Raw genomic sequence first — 19,758 nt, 5'->3', positions numbered from 1 at the left:
TTATTCCACAATAAACGTCAAAATATTTCAATCATTATAGCACAATTGCTGAACATTTCCCAATGTACCCAATTGCACGATCCTAATCAATAGTCCCGTTGTACGAGGTAATCGGCGATGAGCAGCAATTTATCCGGCGCATCCAGCCGCGCTTCGAGAATGGCAGCCTTCGCTTCGCGGGTTAACCGTTTGACTTGGGCTTTGCTCTCTTCGATCCCAATCAGATAAGGATACGTAACCTTTTGCTGTTCCACATCGCTGTTCGTTTTCTTGCCGAGCTTTTTCTCGTCGCCAATCAGATCGAGAATATCGTCTTGAATCTGGAAGGCAAGACCGATATTGCGGCCGTAATGGCGCAGCGCTTCAAGCTGCTCTGCGGATGCGCCGCCGATGCGTCCGCCCGCCGATACCGAGAAAACAATCAAATCGCTCGTTTTGTGAAGATGGATGTATTCAAGCTCCTCTATCGAGGTAATTCCCTGCTCTCCCTTCATATCGGCCGCTTGACCGCCAACCATGCCCCTTGCTCCGGCAAGCATAGCCAAATCTTCCACGATATCAAGAGCTACTTCGGCGCTGATTCCGCCAAGGCGCGCTGCTTTCGGAATAAGGTGAAACGCGTGCGTGAGCAGGGCGTCGCCCGCCAGAATCGCCATTGCTTCCCCGAACACCTTATGATTCGTCAGTTTCCCGCGGCGGTAATCATCATTGTCCATGGCCGGCAAGTCGTCATGGATCAACGAATAGGTATGGATATATTCAATTGCGCATGCAACCGGAAGCGCGTTGCGGGCAGCCGCAGCCTGACCGTGAACGGCTTCCGCGGCAGCCAGAACAAGTGCCGGACGCAAACGTTTCCCTCCTGCTTGAAGGGAATACAGCATGGATTCCCTGAGCTGGGGCGGGATATTCCATTCGGCAGGCAATGCTTCGGGAAGCGACTTTTCAACAAGCGCAGCACATTCATGCAAGTAGGTCTTGATATCAGTAATCAACGTTATTCCCCTTTTTCCTCATTCATTGGAGCGAATGCCTTCTTCTGAAAACCTTGCTCTGTTTCAATCAGCACTTCAATCTTGCGCTCAACCTGCTCCAGCTTGCCTCCGCAAAGCTGCGACAGCTTCATGCCCTCCTGGAACAGCTCAATCGCCGTTTCGAGCGGTACATCCCCGCTTTCCAACCGTTCGACGATTCTCTCCAACTGTTCCATTGCTTCCTCAAAACTCAATTCATTATTCGCCGCTGCTTTCAACGCCATCTTCTCCTTTCATTGACCAGACATGACAATCCAGCTGCCCGTCGGCTACCTTCACCCTAACAAGATCACCCGGCTGAACATCTGCAATGGATTTAATCAGTCGCTTCTCCTGTTCGTCGTAGACCAAGCTGTAGCCTCTTGCCATTACTTTGAGAGGACTAAGCGCATCCAGCTGCCTAATTGCGCCGTGGAGCTGCAAACGCCGCTCTTTCAGAGAGGACACCATCGCCTGCTCAAGCCGCTTTACATCCCCTTGCAGACGCTTAGCCGCAAATGCGGCCTGCTCTCCCGGATGATGTCCGGCTAATTGACTTTGAAGTCTTTCAAGTCTTGCTTTCCCGCGCTCGGTTAAACGCAGAGTCCGATGCTGCAGGCGTTCCTGCAGGCGGTCCAGCCGCTGTGCCTGATCCAGCAAATATTTGCGCGGATGCACGAAAAACGGCGACCGTCTAACGCGCTGCAGCTGCTCTTTCCGGCCTTGCACCATCATCCGGAGCGATTGCTCCAACCTCTGCCGTTGTCTTGCCAGCTGCTGCTGCAGCTCAGCCACATGCGGTACCGCAAGCTCCGCGGCCGCGGTTGGCGTTGCCGCGCGAAGATCGGCGACAAAATCCGCAATCGTAAAATCCGTCTCGTGCCCAACCGCGCTAATGACGGGAATTTGCGATGCGGCAATGCTTCTTGCGACAGGTTCTTCGTTAAATGCCCAAAGTTCTTCCAAAGAACCGCCGCCCCTGCCTACAATTAATACGTCGACTTCGCCAAAACGATTCATCGATTCAATCGCTTTTACAATGGAAGGTGCCGCCTGCGTCCCCTGGACCAGCACCGGAAACACGTATACAGGTATGGAAGGATGCCTGCGCTGCAACGTAATGATAATATCCCGGACCGCCGCGCCAGTAGGAGAAGTAATGATGCCTATAGCTCGGGGAAAACGCGGAATGGGCCGTTTGCGCGATTCGGCAAACAACCCTTCTGTCTCCAGCTTTGATTTCAGCTGCTCATAAGCAAGATACAAGCTGCCAATTCCGTCCGGCTGCATGGCCGTCACGTAAAACTGGTAGTTGCCGTCACGCTCGTAGACCGATACATTCCCGCGCGCCATGACTTTTGCGCCTTCGCGCGGAATAAACGGAAGCCGCTGATTATGCGAAGCAAACATAATGCATTTCAACCGGCTGTCCTTGTCCTTGAGCGTAAAATACATATGGCCGCTGGAGTGGTGAGTAAAATTGGAAATCTCGCCTCTCAACCAAACATCGCTGAGTAAGGCATCCGACTCTAGCTTCATCCGAATGTAGCGGTTAATATCTTTTATCGAATAAATCCGAGGTTGATCTGCCATAGGACATCAATCACTCCCCGATTTTGTGTGCTCGCTTCGCAGCCGTAATCGTGTTGTTCATAAGCATGGTAATCGTCATCGGGCCAACGCCGCCAGGCACGGGAGTAATAAAGCCTGCCGTTTCCAGACAATCATCATAATCCACGTCCCCGCAAAGCTTGCCGTCAGGCAGACGGTTAATGCCTACATCGATGACAACCGCACCGGGCTTAACATATTTGCTGTCGATCGCTTTTGCTTTGCCGATGGCCACAACGAGGATATCGGCTTGCTTGGCGATTTCCTCCATGTTGGCCGTACGGGAGTGACAGATGGTTACGGTCGCGTTTTCGCGGAGAAGCAGCATGGCAACCGGCTTGCCTACAATGTTGCTGCGGCCGATTACGACGGCATGTTTGCCCGAAATATCCACGCCGCTGCGTTTGATAAGCTCAATACAGCCGGCAGGCGTGCATGGCAGCAGGCTGTCATCGCCGATAACCAGATTGCCGACGCTTTCCGGATGGAAGCCGTCAACGTCCTTCTCGACGCGAATCGCATCGATAACGGCCTTTTCGTTGATATGTTTAGGCAGCGGAAGCTGTACGAGAATACCGTTGATTTTGTCATCGTTATTCAATTGATCAATAAGCGCAAGCAATTGCTCTTCCGAAGTAGACTCTTCCAAACGGTGAACCTCGGAATGGAAACCAAGCTGCTGACATGCTTTCTCTTTCGAGCCGACGTAAACCTTCGAAGCCGGGTCCTCGCCCACGAGTACAACCGCAAGGCCTGGTATAACGCCCTTTTCTCTCAGATCAGCCGTTTCCTTCTGAATTTCTTCCCGGATCATATCGGAAATCTTTTTCCCTGCAATAATTTGTGCGCTCATCATCATCTCTCCCTATGTACACGGCCGTAGGGCCGCTCCTCTAATTTGTCGATTCCGAATTTGCCGTCTCGCCTTCACGCTCTTTTAGCAATTTGCCCAGAACGCCGTTAACGAATTTGCCGGATTCCTCCGTGCCGAAATGCTTGGCCAGCTCAATCGCTTCGTTGATTGCGGCTTTAGGCGGAACATCGCTGCGGTATGCGATTTCATAGCAGGCAAGGCGCAAAATTTGACGGTCAACGCGGGACAACCGGTCAACCTGCCAACCGGTTAAATAGTGCTGAAGCATCTCGTCAATCGCCGCTTTGTTATCCGCTACGCCGTTAACCAGCTCTCGGACATATTTGTCCGTCTGGTCGTTTTCCACGAATTCCGCTTCGATCTCGTTCTCGGAACGGGCTTCCTCCATAAGCATGTCCACGGCTTCCATGGGGGTAACTTCGTTCATTTCCAATTGATACAAGCTTGATACTGCAATCTCGCGAGCTAATCTACGTTTCATGAATTCCTCCTCGGCAGCCTTTCTGCCGATCTACTCTTATTTTTATAAAAAAACCTATGATCTCCTCCCTGCCCGGAACTGGCGGCAATCCATCTTCCGGCGTACGGAGGAGACCACAGGATTATCTAAACGGCCGATACCTTTCCATGAGCCATGACCAAAGCCTCTGCCAAGGCAGGATAGAACCGTTTTGCAAGTCCTTTTGTTTGCCAATCCAATAACCAACCGAGACGAGCAGTATGAAAAACAGCATGTCCCAAAAACCGGCAAACAAGTACACGAATCCAAAAAACAGACCGGCGGCAGCCCCGACCGTCCGCTTCCCATAGACTGCCCAGTACTCCCTCCACATCGGCATTCTCCCCTTTACTCGACGCGACTTTTATTCGGTGCGGATTGAATGACGTTAGCAATATAAACGGCTACGTTCGAAACCGGAATTCCGGCGATTTCCTCAACGTGATCCTTTACGGCCTTCTGGATTTCCTCCGTAAGACTAGGAATGGAGTTTTCCCCGTCTACTACCGCGCGCAAAATAATGTTGAGCCCCGAATCGGATGCCTGTATCCGCGCCTTCAGATCCTTAACGCCGCGTTGCTTTCCGGCTGCCTTAAGAGCCAGATTCTCAATTGTCTCGATCGAAATACGAATATCGCCAAAATCGGTGCGTTGATCGATCGAAGGTGCCGAAGAGGAGGAACGCTTCAGCGATACAATGAAGAAGCGCAAGCTGAGCACGAGCAGAACCAGACCAACAACAATGGCGGTTATGAGGAATGAGTCATTACCATACAGCTCGCTGACCATATTATTTAAATCGTCTTCCCGTATCCACTCAAACCCGATACAGGCAATAAAGACGGATATAACGCCGATGACTATACTGTAAATAAACAAGAACAGCTTGTCTATAATTCTGATCAACGTGACGCCTCCTCGCATTTGAGCGAATGAAAACCCCCTGGCGCGAAGCGGCATAACCATCACGAGGGGGTTATATGAATTCAATTCATTTGCGTGTGTATGTTATTTCACGCGGAAATTCGTATCTTCTTCTTCCGGCTTGCTCTCCGTCTTAAAATGGACATCGTGAATATGTACGTTCACTTCAATAACGTTCAATCCCGTCATCATTTCAATGGAGCGCTTGACATTCAGTTGAATCTCCGAGGCGATCTCCGGAATCCGGTTGCCGTACTCCACGATAATCGACACATCGACCGCGGCTTCCCGCTGGCCAACTTCAACCTTTACACCCTTGGATAAATTTTTGCGGCCAAGCAGCTCGGCGATACCGCCTGCAAAACCTCCGCTCATACCCGCTACGCCCTTCACTTCGACAGCAGCTAGTCCGGCGATAACTTCAATGACTTCAGGGGCAATTTGAATCGTGCCAATGTCCGTTCTCTCATAATCTGCAGCAATCGTACTCATGATGGTTGTACACCTCCTTAAAGTTGCGCGCTCCGGGTATTTACCTGGAGGAAAATACCGGAGTGTTGCCTTCGCATCTTATTTCTATACTATAGCATTCGACGTGAAATATGACAAACCAGGAGCAGATTGTACTATTCGGCCAATTCCGGCTGGTTCACGTCGTATTCCTCGAGGAATTTAATATCAAAATTACCCTTCACAAAAACCGGGTGATTCAGAAGCTTCTGGTGGAACGGAATCGTCGTCTTGATTCCGTCGATGGCGAATTCGGAGAGGGCGCGCTTCATGCGCGCAATCGCCTCCTCCCTCGTTCTGCCCCAAACAATCAGCTTCGCGATCATCGAATCGTAATGCGGGGAGATGGTATAACCCGGATATACCGCGCTGTCCACCCGTACGCCGGTGCCGCCTGGCGGCAGGTAGAACGGAATCGGTCCCGGGGACGGCATAAAGTTGCGCTCCGAATCTTCCGCGTTAATGCGGCATTCAATGGCCCAGCCGTTAATCTGAAGATCTTCTTGCTTGAACGACAGCGGGTTGCCTTCGGCTACGGAGATCATCTCTTTGATCAGATCGACATTGGTAATCATCTCGGTTACCGGATGCTCAACCTGAATACGCGTGTTCATCTCCATAAAATAGAAGTTTCCGTCCGGACCAAGCAGGAATTCCAGCGTTCCGGCACCGGAATATTGCACGGCAAGCGCCGCACGCACCGCTGCGCGGCCCATACGCTCGCGCATGGCCGGCGTCAGAACCGGACATGGCGCTTCTTCAACAAGCTTCTGGCGGCGGCGCTGCACGGAGCAGTCGCGCTCGAACAGATGGACAGCGTTGCCGTGCTTGTCGGCCATAATTTGAATTTCGACGTGCTTCATGCCCGTCAGGTATTTCTCCAGGTACACGCCGGCATTGCCGAACGCCTTCTGCGCTTCCTGCTGGGCGGTTGTAATTTGCTGAACAAGCGACTCCTCGTCATCGGCAATACGGATCCCTTTACCGCCTCCGCCGGCCGTTGCCTTAATGATAACCGGATAACCGATGCCGCGGGCAACGCGGATGGCCTCCTCCATATTTTCAATCAGGCCGTCAGAGCCCGGAATAACCGGAACGTCCGCTTCCTTCATGGTCTGCTTGGCAACCGCCTTGTCGCCCATCTTGCTGATGGCTTCGGGGGAAGGACCGATAAACGTAATGTTGCAGGATTCGCAGATTTCGGCGAAATCCGCGTTCTCAGCCAGGAATCCGTAGCCCGGATGCACGGCGTCGCAGCCTGTGATCGTAGCCACGCTCATCAGATTGGTCAGGTTCAGGTAACTGTCCTTGGATGCGGTTGGCCCGATGCAGTACGCTTCGTCGGCAAGGCGTACATGCAGGGAATCGCGGTCAGCCTCGGAATAGACGGCGACAGTCGAAATACCGAGCTCGCGGCATGCGCGGATGATGCGTACCGCAATTTCTCCTCGGTTTGCGATTAATACTTTTTGGAATTTCACGTTTGTACTCCTCTCAGGCAACAATTTCTCCAAATTCGGAGCTTGTTATTATTCCGGCTTAACAAGGAAGAGCGGCTGGCCGTATTCAACCAGTTGACCGTTCGACACCAGAATCTCAACGATTTCACCGCGAACCTCCGCTTCGAGCTCGTTCATCAGCTTCATTGCTTCAAGGATGCATACAACGCTCTTCTCGTTTACGCGGTCGCCTTCTTTCACGAATGCCGCAGCGTCCGGAGACGGGGAGCTGTAGAAGGTGCCAACCATCGGCGATACAATCTGATGCAGGTTGTCCGTGTTGGGACGTGCTGCAGGCGTGCTGGTTTGTACGGCTGCTGCAGGAGCTTCTTGTACCGGCTGCGGTGCAAGTACAGGCGCCTGCGTATATGTATGCGTAATTGGGGCTGCAGCTTGTACATTCACCACTTCGGTTTTGCCAGGCTTGCGAATGAATAAGCGTGCTCCTTCGTTTTCGATCTCCAGCTCATGAACGGAAGTCTGATCAACCAGTTTGATCAATTCCTTAATCTCGCTCAATTTGAACATGAATAGTTTTCACTCCTTAAAAGTTTCCGAAGCCTTCTGCTTCGTATGCGTTTTCTCAGATGCAAATAGCATTATTCAGTTTCGATGGATAATCCTAGTTATCCTTTACATAACGTCTAACATTATATCATAAACGAGGCAGAACACGAATCAATTTTTTAACATGGCCTGCCGCAAACGGCTGCGGCATCCCTCGGAGAAGAAGAAATCCTGCGTTCCGAACCGAATAATAGGAGGCGGCGGCACAAATAAAAAAAGCCGGCCAGGGCTTGAAACCCTGCCGGCCTCTTCCATGCTTATTTGATAAATTGAACGGAAACTTGGTCTGCTTCCACGCCCAATGTTTTCATAACGAGGTCGATAATGTTAGCCGCCTGGCTCTTGTCGAGCTTCTCGCTTTCCACCAGAACCTTGTAGCCGTTGCCTTCTTCGTTAACGATAGCCTGTTGGAAAGTCTTCATCAGCTCGTTCTCGATGCTTGTCAATTTGGAATTTTTCTCTTCCAGTTGATCAAGCTGCTCCATTGCCGCTTTGCTGTCGTCAGGGTTTTGCAGGTTCGTGATATCGGACAAAAGCTTATCCTGCTGCGTGCTGTTCAGCTCGCTGCGTTTCTCTTCAGCCTGGGCAAATACGCTGCTGTCGACTCCGCCTTGCGATTCCAGCTGGTCAAGCACCTGCTTGTCGGCATCCGATATGCTGACGTCGTCCGATGCGGACGCGTTGCCGGCAGGATCCACTTGGTCCGCAACGATCTGGCTGTTGCCCGCCGCCGCTTCCGTCGCTCCCGCCTTCTGCTCCTGCTGCGTGCCGTCAGAGAGCATGTCAGGCGATTTGGTATCTTGCGTAAACAGGTAATACGCGGACAATACGACCATCAAGCTGAGCATCGATACGAGCCAAATTGTTTGTCTTTTCGTGTTCATGGGAACACCCTCCTAATATTGGTTTATTGTCATTGCTTGCTTGGCGCTACGGAAATGCGGTTGGCCGGTACGTTAACGCCCTTCTCCACCGCGTCTATGATAAGGCGTCTCACGGTCAGATTCTCGGCGCCTTTGGCGACGATCAGCACACCGCGAATGCTCGGATTAATCGTCTTGGTCACGATCGGCTTCTGATCGCCCGCTACTTCGGCTATAACGACCTGGCCATCTTTATTGATCGCCGTAATATGCCGCTTGCCTCCGTTGCGGTCGGTTTCGTCCGTGATGGACTGCGACTCCTGATCCGTTCTGGCGACTTCAATCTCTTCCGTGGAATCGATCGTCACCAGCACGTCCACCGAGCCGACGCCAACGATTTTCTCCAATATCTCTTTCAGCCTGTTCTCCAGCGGTCCTTCGATTGCCGCGAACGGCGACGTGTCCGTTGACAATGAATTCGACGATGCTGCCGTATCCTGGGGAGGCGGGTTAGGCCCCTGGGTCAAGGTATCGACCTTGTCGAATTTGAGGAAGGAGTTCAGCAGCATGAGGGCCGCTCCAATACAACCGATAACGAGAAGCAGCCTAAATGTCTTAACCCGCTTCGGACCACCCGGACCGCCGCCCACCATCGATTCCAGACCACTCAGCCATTTGGCCACTGCGCTTCCTCTCCTTTTTCCTTTATTCGCTATTCCCTGCCCGCTGCCTCACCTGGACGTTTGCTGGATTGATCCCCCAGCCTTCGGCTAATAAACCCCTGATCTCCTTGCTTTCGGAAGGATTGGCCTGTACCCAGCCATTACTAGCCTCTGACCTGCCTGCTTCCGCCTGCTGCTTCCCCGTTTCGTCCGTTTCCGTCCGTACGTCCACGTCTACCGAAATAGCGGAAACCTCTTTGACGTCTTCCTCGTCAGGCTCGGCCGTTCCGGCAGGTTCCTCTTTGTCCGCCGGCAAGGTCAGAAGCACCGAAGCTATCGTTGGCGTTAGCTTCTGCCCCTGCTTTTCCCAGTTCAAGGATACGTCCACCGCCTCCACCGCCAGCTTCATTTGCTTGACTACCGCATCCTTCATCGCCGCTTCCAGCGTCTGCTCCATCAATGCCGCCGCGTCATTGTTTTGCTGTTGGTTAAGCTCATCGGCTTTTTTCTGGATATCGCTCAGGGTCGGCATCTTCACCTCATGCTGCGGCTCTAGCTGGTCCCAATGAGTGATTCCGTCCTTCAGCTTGGCATTGAAGTCTCCTTGCAGCAGCCGCAGGATTGGCGACATGATCGTAAGCAGAATGAGAAGACCGATGACCAGCCTTGCGTAACGAAGCATCGCTTTGTTCGGAAGGAGCAGTTCGACGAATGCCGCCAGCATGATAACCGCGATAATATCCTTCAGCCAATCGCTGAGCCAAGCAATCACGAATCCTCGCTCCCTTCGGAATGCTGCAGAGTCATCATCGGACCATAAGAGCGGCGTTGCCCGCCGTGAGCACGATGGTAACGGCCAGGAAGAACATCAGACTGACGGCAGCAAGAGCGGCGAATACGTAGATCATCGTTTTGCCTATCGTCTGCAGGCAAGTGACGATGGGAGAATCGCCGAGCGGCTGCATCGCTGCTGCGGAGACATTGTAGATAAGCGCAAGCGTCAGTATTTTGATTGCCGGGAATGCGCAGAGAAACAATAGAATAATAACGCCGGCAAGGCCTATCGCATTCTTGGCAAGCAAGGAAGCCGAGATCACCGTATCCGCCGCGTCCGTGAACATCCGGCCGACCACCGGAACGAAATTGCCGGTGACGAACTTGGCCGTCCTCATCGTAATTCCGTCGGTTACCGCTCCTTTTGCCCCCTGCACCGAAAGCACGCCGAGAAACACCGTAACCAGCACGCCCATGATCCCAACGCCGATATTCCGAAGAAGATTCGCAAGCTGGGTCACTTTGAACTTGTCTGACATAGCGCTAACGATGTGAAGGACGGCCGAGAAGAACAGCAGCGGGAACACGATGGTGTAAATGACGGTTCCAACCGTATGGATCATGAAAATGATCAGCGGATGCAAAATCGAGACGGTTAGGACATTGCCCATCGCGGCGAGCAGGGTGAGAAGCAGCGGCATCATGGCAAGCATGAACTGGATCATGGTGCCGATCGCGTCCTTGGCATAGCCGATCGCGACATGGAAGCTGTTGACGGCAATGATGATGAGCACCATGTAGGTGATGGAGTACGCTACTTTGCTGACGGCATTGCGTTCGAAAGCGTTCTGCAGCGTTTCCAGGACCATGCTGAATACCGTGAGCATAACGATGGTGACCAGCAGCTTGCCGTTATAGAGAACTTCATGAAAGAAGTAACCAAGCAATCCCTTGAATACGGTCGATAGCTTAAGCCCTTCGCCGCCGGGCTTCAGCATCTCGAAGAAGCTCGGCATTTTCTCGTCGGGAAAGTAACCGCCGTATTGCTCCTTCAGCTGGTTCCAGTAATTCTCGACGGTCCCCGTGTCCAACCCCTTCAACTGGCTTTCCGTCAGCTGGTCCGTCATCGCCTCTTCGCTTGGCTGCTGAGCAGCTCCGTCATCCGGAGCGATCCCGGCAGCCGTTACCGGCGATGCCAGAAGCATGCTGACCAGCCAGGCGATGCATACAAACGCTAGCAAACGGACGGTATACTTACAGAGCTTGTTCATCCGTTCAACTCCCCGCCGGCAGCAGCCCGATTACGGTCTCGACAATGACGCTGATAATCGGAACCGCCATGACGAGGATAAGCACTTTACCGGCGAACTCAATTCTGGAAGCAATGCTTTCCTGACCGGCATCCCGTACAATCTGTGCGCCAAATTCAACGATGTAGGCGATACCGATAATTTTCAGAATCGTCTTCAAGTAGATGGATGGTATGCCGGAGCGGTTAGCCAGATCCTCAAGAACCTTGATGACCGAATCGATTTTACCGATAAGAAAAATGAAGATGAATAGCCCGGTAAAAGCCGCAAGCAGAAAGGCGAACAACGGCTTCTGCTCCCGGACGACAATGATGAGAATGGTGGCGATCAGCCCGAGGCCGACGATCTGAATAATCTCCAACTCTATTCACCTACTTGCGGCATCTCTAGACGACTCATTGAAACAGGAAGATCGTCTTGATTTCTTGAAATAAATCGTTCAGCAGCCGAATGACCATAAATAGTACAACGACAAAGCCGATCAAGGTTACCCATTGCGCCATATCCTCTTTCCCCATCTGCTTCAGTACCGTATGAATCATGCCAATGATAATTCCGATACCCGCAATTTGGAAAATAGCGCTCACATCCATGTTCATTTATGCGGCACCCCACTAAACCATCAATATCACGACGAGTACGGCGATCAATACACCTAGGCTTTTCCACATTTTTTCATAGCGCGATTGATCCTCTCTTGCTGTGTCTTCCTCCGCCTTCAACTGGAGCAGCGCCAGGTGGATATGCTTCAGCTGATCCTCCTTATCGCTGATGCCAAGGGTAGAACCAAGCCGCATCATGACCGATTGCTCCGTCTGCCGCAGCGCCGTTAAGCCCCATCCGCTTGTCATCGCTTGCTCCCAGCTCTCGCGAAAGGTAAGCCCCTCAGGCCCCCGCACCCGGTCAGCGGTATCCCGAAACAGTTCAGCGAGCGGTTCCGGCACAGCTTCCGCGGTTCTCTCCAGCGCTTCCGGGAGCGGAGTATGGCCATAGCCGATCTCCGTCTCGAGCCTCTGCAGCGCATGGGCCAGCTGGCGAAGCTGCCGCGGCCTTGCAGCGAGTCTGGCAGCCTGTTGAAAGCCGATCATCGTACCCGCGAAAAGGATGAGTACAGCGCCCAGCAGTTTGATCAAGGGGCATCTCCCCTTTGCATTCCGGCGTATGACCGCCCCTGCTCGCCTTTGGATACTGCGGCAGTAGGCTCCCTGGCGGCGGGAGGCAGCTTGTCTTTCCAGTCTGCGGCAACAACCCGATGCATAAACCCTTCCGCCGTTCGCTTCAACTCGGCGACGTAAGTAAAGGTACCGTCCTCGAGCAGCTGCTTCAGAATCGGTCTGCCTCTAGCATCCTGAAGATCGTAAGCGTGAGCCGTAGCGATAACGCTGATTCCGGCATGACTGGCTTCGCGGATCGCTTCTCCATCCTCGGGCCGGCCGATCTCGTCTGCGACAACCACTTCAGGGGACATGGATCTCAGCAGCATCATCAAGCCTTCCGCTTTCGGACACGCATCCATAATGTCGGTGCGCGGTCCAACGTCAAAGGTCGGAATTCCCCTGACGCAAGCGGCGATCTCCGACCGTTCGTCCACGATGCCAACCTTGCGCCCGGCCCAGCCTGCCGCATTCTCGAACAGCCCCCAATGTCCGTAGCTGATAGAGCGGGCAATGTCTCGGACGATAGTCGTTTTGCCCTGCTGGGGAGGGGCGAGGATCAGCGTCGAATGAACCGTCTTGCGGTTCTTGTCCAACAGCTTGGGCAGCAGGTTTCGCGCCGAGCCGACTACTTCCCGGGCAATCCGGATGTTGAATCCGCCGATATCGCGTATCCCTCGTACATGGCCGCCATCCAGAATCGTCCTGCCGGCAAGCCCTATCCGATGACCGCCCGCTACCGTAATAAATCCCCTCTTTAATTCCTCTTCCATAGCGTATAGCGAATGATTGGTTATTTTCTCCAGAAGCTTACGGCATATATCGGCAGTTGGCTTGTACGCTCCGTCGCTGCCTGCACGCAGAGTGCCGTCGCTTGCGGCGAAGCGGGACTGCCCCCGGATACCGAGCTCGAGCGGCCGGCCCTCCCGAATCCGGATTTCCTCCAAATGCTCCATTGCCGATTCAGGCAGCCTCTCCAGCACCGCCTTTAGCTCCGGCGGAAGCAGATGCATGACACGGTCCAGCATGAGTTATCACTCCCGGATGAAAAGTCCTTCGTACGTACTCTTATTTGTATGCTTGACCCTCATAAATATGTCCAACTTCTTGCAGATTGCTAGATTGCTATTTTTTTAAGATTCCTATAAGCAAACAAAGCACTCCCGCCGCAACCCAAGCCAGTTTTCCGAAAGAAAGCTTGTCTGTCATGCCTATGAGTCCAATTGTTGTTGTTGCTATTAATATAAAAGGTCCTACTAACGCGAGCGACGAATTGACGACCAGCGCTTTGTCGATCTGGTTTAACCGAAGCATAAGCAGCGCCGCGCAAATTTCGATTGTCCCCGAGGTTATCCGCAGAGACGCCATGGTGAGGACGATTTTATTCAACATAACCGTTCACCTCCTTGTCCATTCGTAACGAATCTGGCCTTATTCCAACAGGTATGACAACATTCCATCTTTACATCCTATGCAGGCTCGTCTCCTATTCATGCTTGCCGTTCGGGCACACGCCCAGCAGTTGCTGCATATATTGGCTCCATGCCCCGCCTCATGCGGGTATCATCCTATGTTAGGAGTCAACTCCCATGACAAAAGCAAGCTTCTGGCACCGCACTCTGCATGATCCGAGCGGATATCGCGATTACAGCCCTGCAAGACATAAAGGTAAAACGATGGTAATCGACAAAGGAATCGGATTAAACGCTTTCGCCGATCTCATTCAGGTGGCGGGTCCGTATACGGATGTGATCAAGCTTGGCTTCGGCACCGCCGTACTCTATGAACCGGAGTTCCTGCAGCGCAAAATCGAGCTTGCCCGCAAGCACGGGCTTATCATCATGCCAGGCGGAACGCTATTGGAAACGGCAGTCCAGCAGCACTTGACCGGATCGTTTTTTGATTCCATCTGCGAGCTTGGCTTTAATGGAATCGAGGTTTCGGACGGCACAATCGAAATGAGCAGGAAACAGCGGACAGAGCTTATTAAAGAGGGCAAGCAAAGGGGGCTTCTGGTTATTACCGAATACGGCAAAAAAACGGCAGGCTCCCTGATTGATCCGGAGCAATTGGCGGTTACAGCCGATTACGACCTTGCGGCTGGCGCCGCATGGATTACGGTAGAAGCCAGGGAATCCGGCATCGATGTTGGCCTATTTGACGAAAAGGGCAATTGCCGCGAGCAGACGATTGAGCAAATTCTGGCCGAAATGACGAACCAGGACTGTTTGATGTGGGAAGCGCCGCTGAAGCAGCAGCAGGCTTATTTGCTCCAGCAGTTTGGTCCAAACGTTCATCTTGGCAACATTCAGCCAAGCGATGCCTTGGCGCTTGAAGCCATGCGCCGCGGACTCCGTTCCGACACCTTCGAGTTCGGAATGAGGGAGGAGCCCGCTCATTACATGATTTAAGCAACAACAGAAAGGAAGAGCGATTGCTATGCAGGTGCAAGTCATTTCAAGCGTGAATGAAGCCAGCTCCGCGCAATTCGTCCACAAAACGGCTATTATTATCGACGTGCTTCGGGCTACGAGCTCTATTGTTACCGCGCTGGCTGCAGGCTCCACTGGCGTTGTTCCGGTAGAGACCGTGATGGAGGCACGGGCTGCGCAGCAGGCAGGCGATCTTTTATGCGGGGAACGCTTCTGCAAGAAAATCGCCGGCTTCGATCTCGGAAATTCGCCTGACGAGTTGCTGCTCAATTCGATTAAGGACCGCCGTGTCATCTTAACGACAACGAACGGCACCCGGGCCATTCATAAATCAACCCGGGCGGATTATGTACTGGTAGCTGCTTTGCTGAATGCCTCCGCATGCGCGAAAGCAGCGGTTGATCTTCGGCGTGACGTTGTTATTTTGTGTGCGGGAAGCCATGATGAATTTGCCATTGAGGATGGTTTATGCGCAGGATTGCTTCTTGCCAGAATGCAGGAACTGGGTTCCGGTCCGCTCGAGATGGATGACTTCGGACTCGCCATGCTATCACTCTATCAAGAACGCGCCAATGATATAAAAGAAACGCTCCGGCAAGGTGCAACCGGCAAACGGCTTATTAAGCTGGGCATGGCGAGGGATATCGACCTCTGCTCGGAGGTTGACACCTTTACGGGAGTTCCCCGGCTGCAGGCACGCGGAGATACGTTGATCTGTTCCTGATGCTGACATATTCGCCAGTGTCTGTCCATATAATGAAGCAAGCAGTTTATCCGCTTCATGACTGGGGTACGAATGATGACTGGTGAATTGATATTAGTAGGTTTGATTGTGATTGGTCTGATCGGCCGTTCGCCTATTATTGCGACAGCGGCTTGCGTGCTTCTGGCCGTCAAGCTGCTTCATCTCAGCCGGTTCCTGCCTTCGATTGAGCGTCGGGGGCTGGAGCTCGGTTTATTATTCCTTACGTTAAGCGTCCTTGTCCCGTTTGCCTCCGGCAAAGTGCAGATGAAGGAGCTGATTGCCGCCTTCAATACTTGGCCGGGCTGGCTTGCCTTGATCGGCGGGGCCGCGGCCGCCTATATGAATGCCAAGGGACTTGATTTGCTTAAGCTTGATCCGCAAATGGTCGTTGGGCTTGTCATCGGCTCGATATTCGGCATTATTTTTCTGCGGGGCATTCCGGTTGGCCCTTTGATGGCTGCGGGGATTACGGCGATTTTGTATAAGTTGTTTAAGCTAATGAGCGGCGGATAGACGATTGGTAAAATAGCAAACTGCGCATTTGAATGTTCTTCCGATCGCCATTGCTCGGGGATTCCTTCCATTTAGACTAAACAAGGTTGGAATCCCCTCACAAAAGCGAACGCTACGCTTCTCCAGAATCATTCAAAATGCTTCGTTTGTATTTAACCAATTTAATGGGGACAAAAAAACGGCCGTGAGGGTTAAATCCTGCACGGCCGTTTTCTATGGGAAGTTACTTATTAACGGCGGTCTTGAGGTCCGCCGACGAATACTTGCTCAGCCGTGTCCAGGCCGTAAGCCGTATGAAGCGAGCGAACAACCTCTTGCAGAGGCTCGGCTGCGATAATGCAGGATACTTTGATTTCGGAAGTGCTGACCATCTTGATGCTGACGCCAAGCGACGAAATCGCCTTAAACATCGTTGCGGCAACGCCAGGGTTGCTGACCATACCCGCGCCAACGATCGAGACTTTCACTAGGGCCGATTCGGAAGTAACTTCGCTGAACGGAACTTCCGAGCGAATGCCGTTGATGACGTCAACCGCACGAGCTTCGTCATCGCCGGATACCGTAAAGGAGAAATCCGCTTTGCCGTTTTTCACTCCGCTTTGCACGATAACGTCTACGTCGATTCCGCTAGTTGCCAGCGAACCGAATACATTAGCGAGTACGCCTGGCTCATCCTCAACGCCGAGGATGCTGATTCTTGCTACATTTTTGTCAAAAGCGATGCCGCGTACGACTACGCCTTGCTCCATGATCGCTTCCTCCTTCACACTAGTACCTTCGTTTTGCGTAAAGCTGGAACGCACGACAAGCTTCACATTGTTATGCTTTGCGTATTCCACCGCGCGAGGGTGAAGAACGGCTGCGCCCAAATGTGCAAGCTCCAGCATTTCGTCATACGAAATTTCATTCAATTTGCGCGCGCATTTCACTACGCGCGGGTCCGTCGAATAAACGCCGTCCACGTCCGTATAAATTTCGCACACATCCGCATTGATGGCTGCGGCAAGCGCCACGGCTGTCGTATCCGATCCGCCGCGTCCAAGCGTTGTAATATCTCCGTCTTCCGTCATGCCTTGGAAGCCCGCGACAATAACAACATTGCCCGCATCCAATTCCTTGAACAAACGATCAGGACGAATATCCGTAATCTTCGCCTTGCTGTGTACTGCTTCCGTCCGAATGCCAGCCTGCCAGCCTGTAAGCGATACGGCTTGATGGCCCAGCTGATGAATCGTCATCGACAATAATGCAACCGATATTTGTTCACCCGTCGTAAGCAGCATATCCATCTCCCGCGCCGGCGGGTTCGGATTAAGCAGCTTCGACTGATCGATTAAATCATCCGTTGTATCTCCCATTGCGGAAACGACAACAACGACGCGGTTACCCGCCAGCTGACTGTCCACAATCCGCTTCGCAACACGCTGCATCCGCTCCGGCGATCCTACCGAGCTTCCGCCAAACTTCATCACAATCAACGACAAAGCTGATTCACTCCCAACCTTGACATATAACATACAAGTCAATAGTATAGCACATCCCCGGCTTGTCTGGGTATATCCGCCCACGGATTTTGTCGAAAAAGAAAAAGCCGCCCGAATCGGAGGATTCGGACGGCTTGTCTTCCATGCTATGCGCGGGAGATGTATTTGCCTTCACGGGTATCGATCAGGAGTACATCGCCTTCGTTGATGAACAGAGGAACTTGAACGTTCAGGCCTGTTTCGACTTTAGCATTCTTAGTCGCGCCTTGCGCGGTATTGCCTTTAACGGCTGCATCTGTCTCAACGACTTTCAGCTCAACGCTGTTCGGCATTTGGATACCGATGATTTCGCCTTGGTAGCTCGAGATGTTTACGTTCATGTTCTCTTTAAGGAAGTTCAGTTCCCACTCGAGCTGCTTTTTGTCCAGGCCGAATTGGTCGTAAGTTTCGTTATCCATGAACGTATACTCTTCGCCGGAGTTGTACAAGTATTGTACTTCGCGGTTCTCGATGATTGCGCGGCCGATTGTCTCGCCCGCACGGAAAGTTTTCTCTACAACGTTGCCGTTGCGGAGATTTCTCAGCTTGGAGCGAACGAACGCCGCGCCTTTACCTGGTTTTACGTGCTGGAACTCGGTAACCGAGAAAATGTCGCCGTCCACTTCGACGGTCAAGCCTGTTTTGAAATCGTTAACTGAAACTGTCACTTCAAATTCCCTCCTGAATTAGCTGCTTTAATAGTCCTTAACCCAGAGTAATCAATTGTTTCGGGGATGAGGTTAATATTTTAATACCGGATTCCGTGATGACGATATCGTCCTCGATCCGCACTCCGCCAAAGCCGGGGAGATAGATGCCGGGTTCAACCGTCACAGTCATTCCGGGGGTTAAAATCGTATCGCTGTTTCTTGCAAGGCGCGGATACTCGTGAATTTCCATGCCGAGTCCGTGGCCTGTGCTATGGCCGAACTTATCGCCGTAACCGTGCTTCGTGATGATATCGCGGGCAAGCGCGTCGGCCTCGTGGCCGGTCATGCCCGGCCGGATGTGCTCGAGAGCATGAAGCTGGGCTTCCAGCACAATGTCATAGATTTCGCGATGCTTATCGGTAGGCGTTCCAACGACAACCGTACGGGTGAGGTCGGAACAGTATCCTTTATAATAGGCGCCGAAATCAAGCTTTACAAACTCATTATTGCCAATAACCCGCTCGCTAGCCACGCCATGCGGCAATGCGGAGCGTTCGCCGGACGCTACGATCGTGTCGAAGGAGGATGAAGTCGCCCCATGGCTCCTCATGTACATCTCCATCTCGAGCGCGATGTCGCTTTCCTTCACGCCGGGTCTGATGATGTTCTGCACGTGACGGAACGTGGCATCGGCCAGATCGGCCGCTTCCTGCATAATTTGCAGCTCCGCATCGTCTTTAATCATCCGCAGATCCTCGACAAGACCGGATACCGGCGTCAGCTTGATCTCGCCTAATGCTTCGCTCCAGGCTGCATATTGGCTGTATACGACCTGATCCTGCTCGAAGGCTGCGCTGCGAATTCCTTTGCCTGCCAACAGATCGCGGATATCCCCGATGACTTTCGATCCATGCTCGATCACCTGGAAAGAAGGCGCCTGCTGCGGTGCCTGTGTCATGTAACGGAAGTCCGTAAACAGGAACTGCTCCTGCTCGGTAATAACAACCGTTCCGGACGATCCCGTAAATCCGCTGAGATAACGACGGTTATGCTCGCTTCCGATAATGATCGCTTCAAGGTTTTTCTCGGCCATCGCATGTCTCAGCCGGTTAACTCTTTCGAGTGTCATGTTAAGCTCCCCTTTCACGCTGCACCATTTTGAAGCTTTGCAACAAGCGCTGCAAGTCCAAGCTCATAGCTTTGACCGCCAAAGCCTGCGATTTGGCCAATCGCCACCGGCGCAATGACCGATACATGACGGAACGATTCGCGTTTATGTATATTGGACAGATGCACCTCGACAACCGGCAGAGCCACCGTGCTTAACGCGTCTCTGAGCGCATAGCTGTAATGCGTTAATGCACCCGGATTTATGAGTATACCATCCGCCTGCCCAAATGCGCTATGTATCCGGTCAATAAGGGCGCCCTCGTGATTGGATTGGAAAAAATCCAGCTCCACGTCAAGCTGCAAAGCTTGTTCGCGCAATTTCGCTTCGATCTGGGCCAGCGTCTCTGTGCCGTAAACGCCCGGCTCCCGTACGCCAAGCATATTTAAGTTAGGCCCGTTCAAAACAACAATTCTAAGCAATTCCGCACCTCCCAATCAGCGAAAGTCTTGCATCTAGCCAAAGAT

The 19,758-nt window shown here is 52.6% G+C and carries 26 protein-coding genes; 3 read left to right on the top strand and 23 right to left on the bottom strand.

What is annotated here, in order from left to right; all coding sequences use genetic code 11:
• Nucleotides 1–86: 86 nt before the first annotated feature.
• The 19 genes from EV294_RS05440 to EV294_RS05350 all read right to left on the bottom strand — a co-directional run bounded on the left by EV294_RS05440 (nt 87) and on the right by EV294_RS05350 (nt 13,652).
• Complete coding sequence (locus tag EV294_RS05440; protein ID WP_132304528.1) at nt 87–995, bottom strand: polyprenyl synthetase family protein; 909 nt, start codon at nt 993–995, stop codon at nt 87–89.
• Nucleotides 996–997: 2 nt separating this feature from the next.
• Complete coding sequence (xseB, locus tag EV294_RS05435; RefSeq protein ID WP_132304526.1) at nt 998–1,258, bottom strand: exodeoxyribonuclease VII small subunit; 261 nt, start codon at nt 1,256–1,258, stop codon at nt 998–1,000.
• The gene (xseA, locus tag EV294_RS05430; protein WP_132304524.1) at nt 1,233–2,606 is read right to left on the bottom strand and encodes an exodeoxyribonuclease VII large subunit; all 1,374 of its coding nucleotides are present in this window, start codon (nt 2,604–2,606) and stop codon (nt 1,233–1,235) included. The genes xseB and xseA overlap by 26 nt, the downstream gene beginning before the upstream one ends.
• Before the next feature lie 10 nt (nt 2,607–2,616).
• Complete coding sequence (gene folD / locus EV294_RS05425) at nt 2,617–3,477, bottom strand: bifunctional methylenetetrahydrofolate dehydrogenase/methenyltetrahydrofolate cyclohydrolase FolD (RefSeq protein ID WP_132304522.1); 861 nt, start codon at nt 3,475–3,477, stop codon at nt 2,617–2,619.
• A 40-nt stretch (nt 3,478–3,517) separates the two neighbouring features.
• Nucleotides 3,518–3,979 (bottom strand): transcription antitermination factor NusB, encoded by a 462-nt coding sequence (gene nusB / locus EV294_RS05420; RefSeq protein ID WP_132304520.1) that lies wholly within the window; start codon nt 3,977–3,979, stop codon nt 3,518–3,520.
• 121 nt (nt 3,980–4,100) lie between these two features.
• Nucleotides 4,101–4,331 carry a DUF2273 domain-containing protein gene (locus EV294_RS05415; RefSeq protein ID WP_015843906.1) on the bottom strand — a complete coding sequence of 77 codons (231 nt, stop codon included), beginning with the start codon at nt 4,329–4,331 and terminating at the stop codon, nt 4,101–4,103.
• A gap of 14 nt (nt 4,332–4,345) precedes the next feature.
• Nucleotides 4,346–4,903, bottom strand: a complete 558-nt coding sequence (gene amaP / locus EV294_RS05410) for an alkaline shock response membrane anchor protein AmaP (protein WP_132304518.1) — start codon at nt 4,901–4,903, stop codon at nt 4,346–4,348.
• A gap of 102 nt (nt 4,904–5,005) precedes the next feature.
• Entirely contained in the window at nt 5,006–5,413 is a 408-nt protein-coding gene (locus EV294_RS05405) for an Asp23/Gls24 family envelope stress response protein (RefSeq protein ID WP_132304516.1), read from the bottom strand.
• Between the two features lie 134 nt (nt 5,414–5,547).
• The gene (gene accC, locus EV294_RS05400) at nt 5,548–6,912 is read right to left on the bottom strand and encodes an acetyl-CoA carboxylase biotin carboxylase subunit (protein ID WP_132304514.1); all 1,365 of its coding nucleotides are present in this window, start codon (nt 6,910–6,912) and stop codon (nt 5,548–5,550) included.
• Between the two features lie 48 nt (nt 6,913–6,960).
• Nucleotides 6,961–7,458 carry an acetyl-CoA carboxylase biotin carboxyl carrier protein gene (gene accB / locus EV294_RS05395; protein ID WP_127494363.1) on the bottom strand — a complete coding sequence of 166 codons (498 nt, stop codon included), beginning with the start codon at nt 7,456–7,458 and terminating at the stop codon, nt 6,961–6,963.
• A 296-nt stretch (nt 7,459–7,754) separates the two neighbouring features.
• Entirely contained in the window at nt 7,755–8,381 is a 627-nt protein-coding gene (locus tag EV294_RS05390) for a SpoIIIAH-like family protein (RefSeq protein ID WP_132304512.1), read from the bottom strand.
• A gap of 29 nt (nt 8,382–8,410) precedes the next feature.
• Nucleotides 8,411–9,043 carry a stage III sporulation protein AG gene (gene spoIIIAG, locus EV294_RS05385; RefSeq protein WP_132304510.1) on the bottom strand — a complete coding sequence of 211 codons (633 nt, stop codon included), beginning with the start codon at nt 9,041–9,043 and terminating at the stop codon, nt 8,411–8,413.
• A gap of 22 nt (nt 9,044–9,065) precedes the next feature.
• A complete protein-coding gene (gene spoIIIAF, locus EV294_RS05380) occupies nt 9,066–9,794 on the bottom strand; it encodes a stage III sporulation protein AF (protein WP_132304508.1) in 729 nt (242 codons plus the stop codon).
• A 34-nt stretch (nt 9,795–9,828) separates the two neighbouring features.
• On the bottom strand, nt 9,829–11,067 hold the full coding sequence (gene spoIIIAE, locus EV294_RS05375) for a stage III sporulation protein AE (protein ID WP_132304506.1): 1,239 nt from the start codon (nt 11,065–11,067) through the stop codon (nt 9,829–9,831).
• Nucleotides 11,068–11,071: 4 nt separating this feature from the next.
• Nucleotides 11,072–11,467, bottom strand: coding sequence for a stage III sporulation protein AD (gene spoIIIAD / locus EV294_RS05370; protein ID WP_015843897.1), 396 nt, complete (start codon nt 11,465–11,467; stop codon nt 11,072–11,074).
• A 34-nt stretch (nt 11,468–11,501) separates the two neighbouring features.
• Nucleotides 11,502–11,705 carry a stage III sporulation protein AC gene (gene spoIIIAC, locus EV294_RS05365; protein ID WP_015843896.1) on the bottom strand — a complete coding sequence of 68 codons (204 nt, stop codon included), beginning with the start codon at nt 11,703–11,705 and terminating at the stop codon, nt 11,502–11,504.
• 15 nt (nt 11,706–11,720) lie between these two features.
• Complete coding sequence (gene spoIIIAB, locus EV294_RS05360; protein ID WP_132304504.1) at nt 11,721–12,239, bottom strand: stage III sporulation protein SpoIIIAB; 519 nt, start codon at nt 12,237–12,239, stop codon at nt 11,721–11,723.
• Nucleotides 12,236–13,288 (bottom strand): stage III sporulation protein AA, encoded by a 1,053-nt coding sequence (gene spoIIIAA / locus EV294_RS05355; RefSeq protein WP_132304502.1) that lies wholly within the window; start codon nt 13,286–13,288, stop codon nt 12,236–12,238. The genes spoIIIAB and spoIIIAA overlap by 4 nt, the downstream gene beginning before the upstream one ends.
• Nucleotides 13,289–13,385: 97 nt before the next feature.
• Nucleotides 13,386–13,652, bottom strand: a complete 267-nt coding sequence (locus EV294_RS05350; RefSeq protein WP_132304500.1) for a YqhV family protein — start codon at nt 13,650–13,652, stop codon at nt 13,386–13,388.
• A 197-nt stretch (nt 13,653–13,849) separates the two neighbouring features.
• Here EV294_RS05350 and comA point away from each other — a divergent pair, with 197 nt between their 5' ends.
• The 3 genes from comA (at nt 13,850) to EV294_RS05335 (ending at nt 15,950) form a co-directional block, all read left to right on the top strand.
• Nucleotides 13,850–14,671, top strand: coding sequence for a phosphosulfolactate synthase (gene comA / locus EV294_RS05345; protein WP_132304498.1), 822 nt, complete (start codon nt 13,850–13,852; stop codon nt 14,669–14,671).
• Between the two features lie 28 nt (nt 14,672–14,699).
• A complete protein-coding gene (locus EV294_RS05340; protein ID WP_132304496.1) occupies nt 14,700–15,416 on the top strand; it encodes a 2-phosphosulfolactate phosphatase in 717 nt (238 codons plus the stop codon).
• Between the two features lie 75 nt (nt 15,417–15,491).
• On the top strand, nt 15,492–15,950 hold the full coding sequence (locus tag EV294_RS05335; RefSeq protein ID WP_132305300.1) for a DUF441 domain-containing protein: 459 nt from the start codon (nt 15,492–15,494) through the stop codon (nt 15,948–15,950).
• 230 nt (nt 15,951–16,180) lie between these two features.
• On the opposite strand, the gene EV294_RS05330 is transcribed toward EV294_RS05335, so the two are convergent.
• From EV294_RS05330 to aroQ, 4 genes are all read right to left on the bottom strand, one after another.
• Nucleotides 16,181–17,434, bottom strand: coding sequence for an aspartate kinase (locus EV294_RS05330; RefSeq protein ID WP_132304494.1), 1,254 nt, complete (start codon nt 17,432–17,434; stop codon nt 16,181–16,183).
• A gap of 146 nt (nt 17,435–17,580) precedes the next feature.
• Nucleotides 17,581–18,141 carry an elongation factor P gene (gene efp, locus EV294_RS05325; RefSeq protein ID WP_132304492.1) on the bottom strand — a complete coding sequence of 187 codons (561 nt, stop codon included), beginning with the start codon at nt 18,139–18,141 and terminating at the stop codon, nt 17,581–17,583.
• Nucleotides 18,142–18,178: 37 nt separating this feature from the next.
• Nucleotides 18,179–19,252 carry a M24 family metallopeptidase gene (locus EV294_RS05320; RefSeq protein ID WP_132304490.1) on the bottom strand — a complete coding sequence of 358 codons (1,074 nt, stop codon included), beginning with the start codon at nt 19,250–19,252 and terminating at the stop codon, nt 18,179–18,181.
• A 14-nt stretch (nt 19,253–19,266) separates the two neighbouring features.
• On the bottom strand, nt 19,267–19,713 hold the full coding sequence (gene aroQ, locus EV294_RS05315) for a type II 3-dehydroquinate dehydratase (RefSeq protein WP_127494392.1): 447 nt from the start codon (nt 19,711–19,713) through the stop codon (nt 19,267–19,269).
• Nucleotides 19,714–19,758: the final 45 nt, after the last annotated feature.

This window comes from Paenibacillus sp. BK033, from assembly GCF_004345425.1.
Classification (GTDB): domain Bacteria; phylum Bacillota; class Bacilli; order Paenibacillales; family Paenibacillaceae; genus Pristimantibacillus.
Note: the sequence above shows the minus strand (reverse complement) of the source record. Positions and strands in the feature narration are given on the sequence as shown.